Genomic DNA, 12,370 nt, shown 5'->3' on the forward strand with positions numbered 1-12,370 from the left:
CGGCGTGCGCAGGTCGTGGCTGACCGCGGCCAGCATGTCGGTGCGCTGGTGCATGAAGCGCAGGATGCGCTGCCGCATCAGGTTGAAGGCGTGGCCGGCGCGGCGGATCTCGGTGGCCCCTTCCAGGCGGAAGTCGCCGATGTCGCGGCCCTTGCCGAAGCTGTCGGCGGCCTCGGCGAGCCGGCGGATCGGGCGGACCTGCCTGGTCAGGAAGTAGATCGCGACCACCAGCAGCACGAGCGAGGCGCCGACCATCCAGAGCATGAACAGGGTGGTGGTCGTGCTGGTCAGCCGCTTGCGGTCGGCCAGCACGCGCAGGATGCCGCCGTTCGCCGCGACCCAGACGGCGATCCGGTCGTCCTGGTCGGCCCTGAGCTCCAGGCGGAACGGCCGCTTCAGCTTCTCCTTGAAGACCTCCCGGATCGTGTCGGGCACGCTGCTCTCGTCGATCCCGGCCAGTGTCGCGGCCTCCGCCAGGTCCGCGTCCGGCTGGAACGACAGCGCCAGGCTGGTGCGCTCGCGAGCCCGGTCCAGGAACGCCTCCCGCTCCTCCGGACGCTGCTCCATCGTGTCCACGATCAGCGCGGTCTCGCCCGCCAACCCCAGGGCCAGCCAGCGGGTCACCGTGTCCCAGTGCCGGACATAGAACACATAGGCCACGATCAGCTGCAGGATGATCAGCGGCAGCAGCACGATCAGGAGCGAGCGGCCGAACAGGGAGCGGGGCATCACGGCCGCGCCATGGCGCCGCTCCGGGCCGGATGCGGGCGCCTTCCGTCGCGCCCAGCCGACGCTTATGGCCACCGGTCGCCCCCGGTCTTCAGCATGTAGCCTTCGCCCCGCACCGTCACGAGGTGGCGAGGTGCTTTCGGGTCCTGCTCGATCTTGCGCCGCAGCCGGGTCACCGCGACGTCCACCGCCCGGTCCGAGCCGTCAAGGCCCACGCCGGTCGCGATGTCGTAGCGGGTGAGCGGCCGGTCGGCCCGGGCCGCCAGGAAATCGATCAGTGCCGTCTCGCCCTCGGTCAGCCGTACCATGCCGTCCTCGTCGAACAGCTCCTTCATCACCGGATCGTAGCGGAAGGTCCCGAACGCGACTGGCGTCGTCTCGCGCGGCTTGAAGCGGCGCAGGATGGTGGCGATGCGCAAGGAGAGTTCTCGCGGCTCGAAGGGCTTGGGCAGGTAGTCCTCCGCCCCTGCCTCCAGCCCGGCGATCCGGTCCCCCGATTCGCCCCGTGCCGTCAGCAGCAGCACAGGCACGTCCTGGCTGCGCCGGATCTCACCAGTGAACGCGATGCCGTTCCCGTCGGGCAGCATCACATCGAGGACGACGAGGTCGAACATCACGCTTTCGAGCGCATGGCGTGCCTCGGCCAGATCGGCCGCGACGCTGACCCGGTAGCCTTCGCCGGCCAGGAACCGCTGCAGGAGCTGGCGCAGGCGGGGGTCGTCGTCCACCACGAGCAGATGGCGCTCGCCCGGCTCGTTCATCGCCGGAACGTCCCCTGCACGATCGAGGCCGGGCGCTCGGTCGGCGGGTCGAGAAGGACGTCCAGGACCTGCCGGAAGCCGGCCACCGCCTGTGGCCCCACCGCACGGAACACCCGCCGCAGGCGCCGCCGCCGCAACTGGTCCACCTCGGCCAGGATCGCCTGGCCAGCCTCGGTGATCCTGGCTGGACGCTGCCGTCGGTCGCTGTCGCCCTGGGCCAGCACCACCAGCCCCTTCGACTCCAGCTCGGTCAGCACGCGCGACAGGGTCTGCTTGCTGGCGGCGATCGTCCGCTTGAGATCCACCATCGCCACGCCCGGCCGCCTTGCCACCAGGCGAAGTACCAGGTCGTGGGTCGATCCGAGGCCCTTGCCGGCGAGCAGGTCGGCCACGTCGGCGGCGAACAGCCGCTGGGCCCGCTCGACCATGACGATCGCGTCGTCCAGGTCCTCGTCGCGAAGGAAAAGGGGGTTGCCGGTGCTCATGGTCCCATTGCCAAGTGCAGGTCGTCCCCTAGCATGTGGCGCCGTCCGTTGACATCCGGGGACATCGGGTGATAGCGCGCGGACCGTCTACGGGCCGCTCCTCTTGTCGTCCGTACCCTGGCCCGTCCCCACGAGGTTCGCCACCATGGCAGCGCTGATCCCCTACCACGACCGCGACGGCTGGATCTGGTACGATGGCGAGATGGTACCGTGGCGCGACGCCCAGCTCCACGTGCTGAGCCATGGGCTGCACTATGGAAGCTCGGTGTTCGAGGGCGAGCGCGCCTATGGCGGCAAGGTGTTCAAGCTGCGCGAGCATTCGCAACGCCTGATCGACAGCGGCCGCATCCTCGGATTCGAGCTGCCCTACAGCGTCGAGCAGCTGGACGAGGCGACGAACACCACGATCGCCAAGAACGGCCTGTCCGACTGCTATGTCCGTCCCGTGGCGTGGCGCGGCAGCGAGATGATGGGTGTGGCGGCGCAGGCGTCGAAGATCCACGTGGCGATCGCCGTGTGGGAGTGGGGTGCCTATTATTCGGACCTCAGGCTGACCCGCGCCATCTACGACCGGCCGGCGCCGAACACGGCACCCGTCCACGCCAAGGCCGCCGGCCTCTACATGATCTGCACGATCTGCAAGCATGCCGCCGAGGCCAAGGGCTTCGGCGATGCCCTGATGCTCGACTATCGCGGCTATGTCGCCGAGACGACCGGCGCCAACATCTTCCTGGGCATCGGCGGCAAGCTGCACACGCCGGTCGCCGACTGCATCCTGAACGGCATCACCCGGCGCACGGTGATCGATCTGGCCAAGGCCCGCGGCATCGAGGTGGTCGAGCGCCACATCATGCCGGCCGAGCTGGAGACCGCCCAGGAGATCTTCGTGACCGGCACCGCCGCGGAGATCACGCCGGTCCGCGCGATCGACGCCCTCACCTACCAGGTAGGCCCGATCACCAAGCAACTGCTGGACGACTTCCACGCCGCCACGCGCGGTGTCCAGAAGGTGGCAGCCTGATTCCGGCGGAGCAGAACGATACGGGTCCTGTGCGGGTCGCCGTCTTCTGCGGTTCCCGCCCGGGCCGCGATCCGGCCCATGCCGCGCTGGCGCGCACCTTGGGCGGCGCGATCGGCGGGCGGGGCTGGCGGCTGGTCTATGGCGGCGGCCATGTCGGCCTGATGGGCCTCGTGGCGCAGGCGACCCTCGAGAGCGGCGGCTCGGTGCATGGCATCATCACCAGCCATCTGGTTGGCCGCGAGGCCGCGGCTCCCGGCCTGAACCAGCTCGACGTCGTCGACACCATGTTCGAGCGCAAGCGCCGCCTGATCGACGGAAGCGACGGCTACATCGTCCTGCCCGGCGGCTTCGGCACGTTCGACGAGCTGCTGGATGCCCTCACGCTCAAGCAGCTGGACGAGCATAGCAAGCCCATCGTGCTCCTCGCTCCGGACCAGGCCTTCTGGACGCCCTGGCTTGCGCTGGCACGGCATGTGGTCGCCGAGGGCTTCGCCGATTCCTCGGCCCTGGAGCTGGCCGCCGTCGCGACGAGCGTGCAGGAAGCCCTCGACCTGCTGGCGTCGCGAAGCTGAGCCCTTTTTCTTGAGTGCGCTAACGTCCCGTTAAGGGGATGCAGGCATGATCGGCCTCGACGGATGACGAGGCTGGCGATGCAGGTGATCCCCTTGATCTCACGGCTCCTGCTCGGAGGCATGGTGCTGGCTGGCACGGCTATCCTCGTCGGGCTCCCCGGGGGCAGTTCATTGCCGTCGCCTGCCGAAGAGGTACGGCTGGCCGCCATGCCGGTCGCTCGCGCGGCTGGCCGCCTGCAGCACCATGATGAACGCACCGGCCGGCCGCCGCCCCAGGCAGCCCGGCCGGAATAAGCTGGACAATGGTACGGCCAGCGGACCGGGCACGACCGATCCGCTGGCACGGCTCTCAGGCGAGGTCGGTCGTCGGCTGGCTTCCCTGCGCGGCTGCGCTGGCGAGCCGCTGCCGGTAGAGCGTGACGAAGTCGATCGGGTCGATCATCAGCGGCGGGAACCCGCCATCGCGGGTCATGTCGGCGACGATGCGGCGCGCGAACGGGAACAGGAGGCGCGGGCATTCGATCATGAGCAACGGCTGCAGGCTGTCCGGCGGGATGTTCGCGATCTGGAACACGCCGGCATAGTCCAGCTCCAGCAGGAACGTGGTCTCCCCGGACGTCTTCGCCTCGACATGGAGGTCGAGCACCACCTCGTAATGGCCCTCGTTGCTGATCTGGGCAGCCCGCGTCTCGACGCGGATCTGGATCTCGGGGCGGGTCGTCGTCTGCAGGCCCACCGGGGCCTTCGGGTTCTCGAACGAGATGTCCTTGATGTACTGCAGGACGATCGAGAGCCGTGGCGCCGCCGCCTGAGCCGGCTCGGCCGCCTTGCCGTTCGCGTTGGTCTCTTCAGTCATGATCGACGGCACTCCATGAGGTGGCCGGGTCGGAAGCGTGCCCCTCGAAGGCCCGGCTTGGCTGCGCGCTGTCTAGCAGGTGCCTCGGCCGGTCGCGACGGCTGTTTCACGGGCTCGATCGAGATCGGCCGCGGTTCAACCGGCTGCCGGCACGACGTCCTCGAGCCCGGCATGCCCGCTCGCCGGGTCATAGCGGACGATGGCGCCGTTCTCGACCTCCAGGCCGGTCAATGCCCGCACGAAGCCCCAGTGCGAGACCACCAGGGTCCGCGCTTCGTCCGGCCATGCGGCGGCCTCCTGCCGGAAGCTCTCCGCCCGGGCTTCGATGCTGGCATGGCTTTCGACGACCTCGCCCCACCAGCAATCGTGCAGGTGATCGAACGCCAGGTCCGGCCACAGGCGCTGCAGGTCGGCCGGCACGCTGCCCTGGTCGCAGGAAAACGCGCAGCGCTCGCGCACCAGCGGATCGACCCGGATGCCGAGGCCCAGCCGTCCCGCGATGATGGCGGCCGTCTGGAGGCTGCGGCGGTAGGGACTGGCCACCACCGCCGCCAGTTCCCGTCCCGCCAGCCGCTCGGCCGCCGCCCATGCCTGCTCCACGCCAAGCTCGGTCAGCGACGGATCGGGGATCCCGGGATCGATTCGGGTCCGTCCATAGTGGAAGTTCCACTCGGACTGGGCATGGCGGATCAGGAGCATCGGCAGGTCCAGGGACTGGTCGGTCGGGTACAGGTGGTACGCTGGCGACGCGGCAGGGGTTCAGCGCCCGCCCATGCCGGAGATGCGGCGAGGCAACGGGGCAACCTAGCGGGTGTCCCGGTCCGACCATGGATTGTCATGGGGTTCACGCGGCGTCCGGTCGCGATCGGGCGGCAGCCGTGCCGGCGGCTCGTCCTGCGGGGACACGTCGCGGAACTCGCCCTCGATCACGACCGATCGCGTGCGCAGGTTGGCGGGGCGGGGAAGGAGGGAGGAAAGCAGCCGTCGGACCGGGGGGAGGAACAGCGCCAGTGCCACGACATCGCTGGCAAAACCCGGGACGATCAGGAGGATGCCGGCCGCCACCTGCCACCCGGCCGAGCGCAGCCGGTCGATGGTCGATCGCCCGCGAGGATCCTGGGCCAGGAGCGACGATACGACGCTCGTGCCGACATGCCGAAGCAGGAGGCTGCCGGCCAGGCCGGCCGCGATGAGCAGCCCCACGACGGCAAGCGCGCCGATGGCCTGCCCTACCTCGACGAGCAGGACGACCTCGAGCACGAACCATGCGAACGGAATCAGCGGAAGGAGTCGGATCGGCAAGTCAGGCGCTTTGTCTTCGGCAATCGCGACATATATGATGGAAGGAACCGGGTCCATCTTCCATGGTGCAACCGCAACCGTGGCGTCATTCATCCGGTTCGGACGGACGTCGGGACTCTTCCCGCCGGCCCGGCCCGGGCCGATGTTCCACCCCCGCCACTGGCGACGAACAGGTAACATGTCCGACGGTTTCGCTTACATCGACATCCTCTTCTTCGCCATGGTGGCGGCGTTCATCGCCTATCGTCTGCGCAGCGTGCTGGGCCGTCGGACCGGGCTGGAACGCAACCCGTTGGAGCGGCGGGAGGCCGAGGCGCGCGCGCGGGGTGCCGAGGTCAAGCCGGATGCGGACAATGTGGTGAACCTGCCTGACCGTGGCCGCCGGATGCCGGACCCCGTGGCGGTCGATGCCGCCCCGCCGGAATTGCCCGGCGCCAATGTCGCGCCGACGGCCTCGGCAGGCCTGGCGGCTATCCAGGCGGCCGATCGCAGCTTCGACCTTGCCGGCTTCGTGCCGGGCGCCACGTCGGCCTTCGGCATGATCGTCGACGCCTTCGCCAAGGGGGACGTGCAGACCCTGCGTCCCCTGCTGGCTGACCAGGTGTTCCGCAACTTCAAGGCCGCGATCGACCAGCGCGAGGCAGCCGGCGAGCAGCTCGTGACCGAGATCATGGCCGAGCCCTCGGCCGAGATCGTGGATGCCGCCCTGGTCGGGCGGAACGCCCGCATCACGCTGCGCTTCATGAGCCGGCAGATCAACGTGACCCGCGACGCCGCCGGCCGCGTGATCGGCGGGGATCCGGCCAGGCCCGAAGAGGTCGTGGACCTCTGGACCTTCGAGCGCGACGTGCGCTCGCGCGATCCCAACTGGCTGCTCACCGAGACCGCCACGCCGCCGGAGTGAGGGGCGTGCGGGTGAACGGGATGGGCCGCCTGCGGGTCGGGCTGGCCGTGATCGGATTGTTCGGCCTCCTGTCCTGTGCGCCCGAGCGCGCGCCGGAAATCGACCGCGGCATGGCGCTGGAGCCGGTCGCCTTTGCCGATCTGGCGGATTGGCCAGGCACGGCCCCCTCGGCCGGCCTGAAGGCGTTCGTCGCCGGATGCGGGCGGATCGAGAAGGCCGACCCGAGCGCCCAGTTCGGCGGCAAGTCGTTCGCAGGGATCATTGCCGCCTGGCAGGATGCCTGCAGCGTGGCCCGCTCGACGCCGCCGGGCGACGATGCGGCAGCCCGCCTGTTCTTCGAGGAGAATTTTCGGCCTTTTGCGATCACGCAGGACGGCGAGCCGGATGGCCTGATCACCGGCTATTACGAGCCGCTCCTGAACGGGTCGCCGACGCCTACCGCGCGCTTCCGCGTGCCCCTGCATGCCCGGCCGGTCGATCTGGTCTCGGTCGATCTCGGCGAATTCTCGCCCGACCTGCAGGGCCGGCGCATCGCAGGCAAGGTCGTCGACGGCAAGCTGACGCTCTATCCCGATCGGGCGGCGATCGATTCGGGCGTGCTCGCCAGCCAGCAACTGGAATTGCTCTGGGTCGACGACCCGGTCGCCAAGTTCTTCCTGCAGATTCAGGGTTCGGGACGCGTCCGCCTGCCGGACGGCAGCGTCCAGCGGGTCGGCTATGCCGACCAGAACGGCCGGCTCTACCGCCCGATCGGGCGCGATCTGGTGCAGGCGGGCGAGATCAGCCAGGACCAGATTTCCCTGCAGACGATCCGCGCCTGGTTGGAAGCCCATCCCGAGCGCGCCGACGAACTCATGTGGAAGAACCCGTCCTACGTGTTCTTCCGCACGCTGCCGGACTTGGCCGACGACCAGGGTGCACCGGGTGCGCTTGGAATCCCGCTCACGGCCGGCCACTCGCTCGCCGTCGACCGGTCCTTCTGGCCGCTGGGAGCGCCGATGTGGCTGGACACCAGCTATCCGCCGGAGGTCGGCGGCGCGCCGCTGCGCACCGTGGCGGTGGCCCAGGACACGGGTGGTGCCATCAAGGGCGCGGTGCGTGCCGACCTGTTCGTGGGCGTGGGCCCGCCGGCCGAGCGGATCGCCGGGCCGATGAAGAGCGGAGGCCGCCTCTGGATCCTCTTGCCGAACGGGATCCAGCCCGTCGGCTGACCCTCGGCCTTGTCCCGCTCCGTACCGGACGTTTGTTTCCCCGCCGGCTGAAAACGCTCTAAGGTCCGCGCCATGAGTTCCGCCGAATCGTCATCGCCAGCCCGGCCGCGGGTCGGCCTGTTCGTTACTTGCCTGGTCGACCTGTTCCGGCCTTCCGTGGGGTTTGCGTCGGTCAAGCTCCTCGAAGATGCCGGCTGCATCGTCGAGGTGCCGGACGCGCAGACCTGCTGTGGCCAGCCGGCCTTCAACTCCGGCGACCGTGCCACCACTGAGGCGCTGGTCCGCGGGCTTCTCGACGCGTTCGAGGGCTACGACTACGTCGTCGCACCTTCGGGCTCCTGTGCCGGGATGCTGCGCGCCCATGTGCCCGACCTGTTCGAGAACGACCCGGCCACCGCCGCGCGTGCCAGGGAATTTGCCGGGCGCTGCCACGAGCTGGTGAGCTTCCTGGTCGATGTGATGCGGGTGGACAAGGTCACGGCCAGCCTGGAGCGGACCGCCACCTACCACGACAGCTGCTCGGGCCTGCGCGAACTGAAGGTGAAGCGCCAGCCGCGCCGGCTCCTGGCGGGCGTGGAGAAGCTGACGCTCGTCGAGATGGCCGAGCCGGAGGTGTGCTGCGGCTTCGGCGGGACGTTCTGCGTCAAGTACCCGCAGGTCTCCACCAGGATGGTCGAGAACAAGGTGCAGGACGCCGCCGCCACCGGTGCGGAACTGCTGCTGGCGGGCGACCTGGGCTGCCTGATGAACATGGCGGGCAAGCTCGAGCGGCAGGGCAGTCCCATCGAGGTCCGGCATGTCGCCGAGGTCCTTGCAGGCGACCTGAGCGCGCCGCCCATCGGCCGCCCGGCCGGCACCTGATCATCTGGAGTCCAGTCACGTGCAGCCCACCAGCCTCGCCTTCCAGGCCAAAGCCACCGGCGCCCTGGCCGACGCAAACCTGCAAAAGGCGCTCGGCGGCATCAAGACCGGCTGGCAGCGCGGCCGGATCCTGGCGGCCGAGCGTCTCCCTGAGTTCGAGCAGCTGCGCGACCAGGCGCGCGACATCAAGAACCACGCACTTGAGCATCTGGACTTCTATCTTGAGGCGTTCGAGGCGCGGGTGCTCGATGCCGGCGGCCATGTCCACTGGGCACGCGATGCCGCCGAGGCCCGTGCCATCATCCAGGGCATCTGCCAGGACGTGAACGCCAGGACAGTCACCAAGTCCAAGTCGATGATCGCCGAGGAGATCGGCCTCAACGACCATCTGGAGGCGGCCGGCATCACGCCCGTCGAGACCGATCTCGGCGAGTACATCATCCAGCTGCGCAAGGAGCCGCCCTCGCATCTGGTGGGGCCCGCCGTCCACCTGACCAAGGACCAGGTGGCCGATCTCTTCGCCGAGACGCACCACCTGCCGCGCACGGACGACCCCGCCGAGCTGGTGGGTCAGGCTCGCACCGTGCTGCGCCAGAAATACCTGGCGGCCGATGTCGGCATCACCGGCGCCAACTTCCTGATCGCCGAGACCGGCTCGGCCATCACCGTCACCAACGAGGGCAATGCCGAGCTGACCCAGGGCCTGCCACGTGTCCATGTGGTCATCGCCAGCCTGGAGAAGGTGATCCCGTCCATGGAGGACGCGTTCACCCTTTTGCGCGTGCTGGCCCGCTCGGCGACCGGCCAGGAGTTCTCGACCTACACGACAGTGATGACCGGTCCGAAGCGGCCGGACGACCATGACGGTCCCGAGCAGTTCCATGTCGTGCTGCTCGACAATGGCCGCACCAGGATGATCGGGTCGAAGTTCCAGGACATGCTGCGCTGCATCCGCTGCGGCGCCTGCATGAACAACTGCCCGGTCTATCTGGCGGCCGGCGGCCATGCCTATGGCTGGGTCTATGTCGGGCCGATGGGCTCGGTGCTGACGCCGCAGTTCGTGGGCATCGACCAGGCCCACACCCTGCCGAACGCGTCGACCTTCTGCGGACGCTGCGAGGAGGTTTGCCCGGTCCGGATCCCCCTGCCCAACCTGATGCGCCATTGGCGTGACGAGCAGTTCAAGCGCCAGCTGGTGCCGGCCACCTATCGCTACGGGCTGAACGTCTGGGGTTTCGTCGCCAAGCGGCCGGCCCTGTACCGGATGGCCACGCGGATCGCGATGGGCCTGCTGGGTGCTGTGGGCAAAAAGCGCGGCAAGTTCGCCTCCCTGCCGCTCGCCAAGGGCTGGACCGCCAGCCGCGACCTGCCGGCACCGCAGGGCGGGACCTTCATGCAGCAATGGAAGCAGCGCCAGGGGACCCGGCATTGACCGCCAGCAGCCGCGGCCGTGACGCGATCCTGGGACGGCTTCGCGAGATCTACGACCGCACGCCCGAGCGTGAGGCGGAGGCGATCGCCGCGGTCGAGCAGCGCGTCTTCCACCCCACCCCCAACCTCATTCCCGCCCGGGGCCAGCTCGACCTTGAAGGACGGATCGAGCTGTTCACGACGATGGCGCGCAACGTCCAGGCCGAGGTGGAGCGCCTGCCGACGCTGGGCGACGTGCCGGGTGCCGTGGCCTCGTTCCTGCGTCGCCACAACCTGCCGCAGAAGATCGTGGCGGTGCCGGACCCGCTCCTGCGGCGTGCCGGCTTCGAGCGGCAGCCGCTGCTCCGCGTCCGGTTCGGCGATCCGGAGGAAACCGACGCGGTCGGGCTGACCCTGGCCTTTGCCGGCGTCGCCGAGACCGGCACGCTGATGCTGTGCTCCTCGCCCGAGCGTCCCACGCTCATGGCGTTCCTGCCGGAGAACAGCCTGATCGTCCTGCCGACCGCGGAGATCCACGGCGCCTACGAGCAGGCCTGGCAGAGGCTGCGGGCAACGTTCGGCAGCCCGCCCCGCTCGGTGAACTTCGTGACCGGGCCGTCCCGGACCGGCGACATCGCCCAGAAGCTGGAACTGGGCGCGCATGGCCCCAGGCGGCTGCAGGTGCTGCTGGTCGACGACCTCGGCCCGGCCTGATCCGGAACGATGCGCCGACCCCGCCTGCCTTCTGCCGACGAGGCGGCGCTCTGGCGCAACCATGTGCGCGACGTGCTGCCGCTGGAGCGCGATCCTGCCCTGACGGCTCTGCCGGTTCCGGCTGCACCGCCCGCCGCCGTCACGAGTCCCGGTCCGCCGGTCGAGGCAAAGAAGCAGGCGAAAAAGACACCGGCGAAGCAGGATCCATCGGCCAGCAAGCCCACCCCGACGGTGACGGTCAGCCCCAGGCCGGTGCCACTCCCTGCCGTCACCAGGCGCGCTACCCGGCGGGCCGACCGCACAGGCCCCGTCGACATCGACCGGCGCTCTTGGCAGCGGCTGCATCGCGGCGAGATGGTGATCGAATCGCGCCTCGACCTGCATGGCCTCACGCAGATCGCGGCCTATGACCGGCTCGTGGCCTTCATCGACCACGCCTGGCGCGTGGGCTCGCGCTGCGTGCTGGTCATCACTGGCCGCGGGACCGCCGATGTCGGCATCCTCCGGACGATGACGCCGCGCTGGCTGGACGAGATCCCCATGCGCGACAAGGTCCTGGCCTATTCGCAGGCCAAGACCCACCACGGCGGCGCAGGTGCGCTTTATGTGCTGATCCGGCGCAGGCGCCTCGACTAGGCGCCGGCCGAACGCCCGCTTCTCAGTACAGGGCGCAGGCGCAGAACACGCGGGCGCCGGGCAGTTTCGACATCAGTTCCTTGGCCTCGGCAATCGTCGAGACGATCATCTCGCCGCTCGTATGCACCACACGAAATTTCTGCTCGTCATGCTCGCGCTGGCCGGCCGCCAATGGGGCCGGCTGACTAGCCGCATCTTCATTCGCTTCCTGAACAACCACCTGCCTGACTCCGTGAATCATCAGTCAACGACAAAATATGCTTCCGAACGAACAATGCAAGCATTGGCCGAATGCGCTCATACCCGGCAGCTCAAGTTGTCACAGAAATGTGACAGCTAGTTCATGGTAAAAGAATAGCGTTGCTGACTTCATCCTGATGAATGAGTTCTTCAACGGTTCATTTAACTCTTTCTTCAGCATCATCAACGCAAGCGACACCCCTGCAGCCGGGACAGGACGCAGTGCCGGCCAGGCCGGGAGCCATTTTCTATCGCTCGTCTGCGCGCGATCGCGAAGGCCGGCAAGCGGCAAGCCTGCGGACTGGCCCGCCGGCTTCCCGTTCCATGTCGGCCATGGAACAGCCCGGTCGCCGGTGCTACCGCCTTCCCGGACAAGCACGAATGGCCGGGGAGGCAGGAGATGGAGCGCACGTTGGACGGCAGGATCGCGATCATCACGGGCGGCACGCAGGGCCTGGGAGAGACCACCGCGCGGCTCTTCGCCGAACGGGGAGCGGCGGGCCTGGTCCTGTCCGGCCGCAACAGGGAGCGGGGCGAGGCGGTTGCGAAGGATCTCAGTGCGGGAGGCTGCCGCACGGTGTTCGTGGCAGGCGATCTGGGCGACCTGGACGCGGTGCGGCAGGTGACGGCCGCGGCCGACTCCACCTTCGGCAAGCTCCATGCGCTGG

The 12,370-nt window shown here is 68.9% G+C and carries 17 protein-coding genes; 10 read left to right on the forward strand and 7 right to left on the reverse strand.

Features of this window, described 5'->3' with window-relative positions; all coding sequences use genetic code 11:
- From VHL31_RS24295 to VHL31_RS24305, 3 genes are all read right to left on the reverse strand, one after another.
- On the reverse strand, window positions 1-804 hold an 804-nt coding region (locus tag VHL31_RS24295; protein WP_329663834.1), incomplete at its 3' end, for a HAMP domain-containing protein.
- Window positions 795-1,490, reverse strand: coding sequence for a response regulator transcription factor (locus tag VHL31_RS24300; RefSeq protein WP_329663835.1), 696 nt, complete (start codon window positions 1,488-1,490; stop codon window positions 795-797). The genes VHL31_RS24300 and VHL31_RS24295, both read right to left, overlap by 10 nt.
- Window positions 1,487-1,975, reverse strand: a complete 489-nt coding sequence (locus tag VHL31_RS24305; protein ID WP_329663836.1) for a MarR family winged helix-turn-helix transcriptional regulator — start codon at window positions 1,973-1,975, stop codon at window positions 1,487-1,489. The genes VHL31_RS24300 and VHL31_RS24305 overlap by 4 nt, the downstream gene beginning before the upstream one ends.
- A 145-nt stretch (window positions 1,976-2,120) precedes the next feature.
- Between VHL31_RS24305 and VHL31_RS24310 the strand changes: the two genes are divergently transcribed.
- The 3 genes from VHL31_RS24310 (at window position 2,121) to VHL31_RS24320 (ending at window position 3,862) form a co-directional block, all read left to right on the forward strand.
- A complete protein-coding gene (locus VHL31_RS24310; RefSeq protein WP_329663837.1) occupies window positions 2,121-2,996 on the forward strand; it encodes a branched-chain amino acid aminotransferase in 876 nt (291 codons plus the stop codon).
- A gap of 29 nt (window positions 2,997-3,025) precedes the next feature.
- The gene (locus VHL31_RS24315) at window positions 3,026-3,568 is read left to right on the forward strand and encodes a TIGR00730 family Rossman fold protein (RefSeq protein WP_329663838.1); all 543 of its coding nucleotides are present in this window, start codon (window positions 3,026-3,028) and stop codon (window positions 3,566-3,568) included.
- Window positions 3,569-3,631: 63 nt separating this feature from the next.
- A complete protein-coding gene (locus VHL31_RS24320; protein WP_329663839.1) occupies window positions 3,632-3,862 on the forward strand; it encodes a hypothetical protein in 231 nt (76 codons plus the stop codon).
- A gap of 55 nt (window positions 3,863-3,917) precedes the next feature.
- On the opposite strand, the gene secB is transcribed toward VHL31_RS24320, so the two are convergent.
- The 3 genes from secB to VHL31_RS24335 form a co-directional block, all read right to left on the reverse strand.
- On the reverse strand, window positions 3,918-4,424 hold the full coding sequence (gene secB / locus VHL31_RS24325) for a protein-export chaperone SecB (protein ID WP_329663840.1): 507 nt from the start codon (window positions 4,422-4,424) through the stop codon (window positions 3,918-3,920).
- Window positions 4,425-4,559: 135 nt separating this feature from the next.
- On the reverse strand, window positions 4,560-5,123 hold the full coding sequence (locus VHL31_RS24330; protein ID WP_329663841.1) for a histidine phosphatase family protein: 564 nt from the start codon (window positions 5,121-5,123) through the stop codon (window positions 4,560-4,562).
- 105 nt (window positions 5,124-5,228) lie between these two features.
- Window positions 5,229-5,726: an FxsA family protein gene (locus VHL31_RS24335; RefSeq protein ID WP_329663842.1), complete on the reverse strand. Its 498-nt coding sequence runs from the start codon at window positions 5,724-5,726 to the stop codon at window positions 5,229-5,231.
- A 178-nt stretch (window positions 5,727-5,904) separates the two neighbouring features.
- Between VHL31_RS24335 and VHL31_RS24340 the strand changes: the two genes are divergently transcribed.
- The 6 genes from VHL31_RS24340 (at window position 5,905) to VHL31_RS24365 (ending at window position 11,462) form a co-directional block, all read left to right on the forward strand.
- Window positions 5,905-6,630 carry a Tim44/TimA family putative adaptor protein gene (locus tag VHL31_RS24340; RefSeq protein ID WP_329663843.1) on the forward strand — a complete coding sequence of 242 codons (726 nt, stop codon included), beginning with the start codon at window positions 5,905-5,907 and terminating at the stop codon, window positions 6,628-6,630.
- Between the two features lie 5 nt (window positions 6,631-6,635).
- Entirely contained in the window at window positions 6,636-7,841 is a 1,206-nt protein-coding gene (locus VHL31_RS24345; protein WP_329663844.1) for a murein transglycosylase A, read from the forward strand.
- A 72-nt stretch (window positions 7,842-7,913) separates the two neighbouring features.
- Window positions 7,914-8,702, forward strand: a complete 789-nt coding sequence (locus VHL31_RS24350; protein ID WP_329663845.1) for a (Fe-S)-binding protein — start codon at window positions 7,914-7,916, stop codon at window positions 8,700-8,702.
- 19 nt (window positions 8,703-8,721) lie between these two features.
- Window positions 8,722-10,134: a LutB/LldF family L-lactate oxidation iron-sulfur protein gene (locus tag VHL31_RS24355; RefSeq protein WP_329663846.1), complete on the forward strand. Its 1,413-nt coding sequence runs from the start codon at window positions 8,722-8,724 to the stop codon at window positions 10,132-10,134.
- Window positions 10,131-10,826, forward strand: a complete 696-nt coding sequence (locus VHL31_RS24360; protein ID WP_329663847.1) for a LutC/YkgG family protein — start codon at window positions 10,131-10,133, stop codon at window positions 10,824-10,826. The genes VHL31_RS24355 and VHL31_RS24360 overlap by 4 nt, the downstream gene beginning before the upstream one ends.
- Before the next feature lie 9 nt (window positions 10,827-10,835).
- Window positions 10,836-11,462, forward strand: a complete 627-nt coding sequence (locus VHL31_RS24365; protein ID WP_329663848.1) for a Smr/MutS family protein — start codon at window positions 10,836-10,838, stop codon at window positions 11,460-11,462.
- Between the two features lie 22 nt (window positions 11,463-11,484).
- Here VHL31_RS24365 and VHL31_RS24370 read toward each other — a convergent pair whose 3' ends face one another.
- Window positions 11,485-11,703, reverse strand: coding sequence for a hypothetical protein (locus tag VHL31_RS24370; protein WP_329663849.1), 219 nt, complete (start codon window positions 11,701-11,703; stop codon window positions 11,485-11,487).
- 399 nt (window positions 11,704-12,102) lie between these two features.
- Here VHL31_RS24370 and VHL31_RS24375 point away from each other — a divergent pair.
- Window positions 12,103-12,370: SDR family NAD(P)-dependent oxidoreductase (locus tag VHL31_RS24375; RefSeq protein WP_329663850.1), on the forward strand; the 268-nt coding region annotated here is incomplete at its 3' end.

Source organism: Geminicoccus sp., from assembly GCF_036263595.1.
Taxonomy (GTDB): Bacteria; Pseudomonadota; Alphaproteobacteria; order Geminicoccales; family Geminicoccaceae; genus Geminicoccus.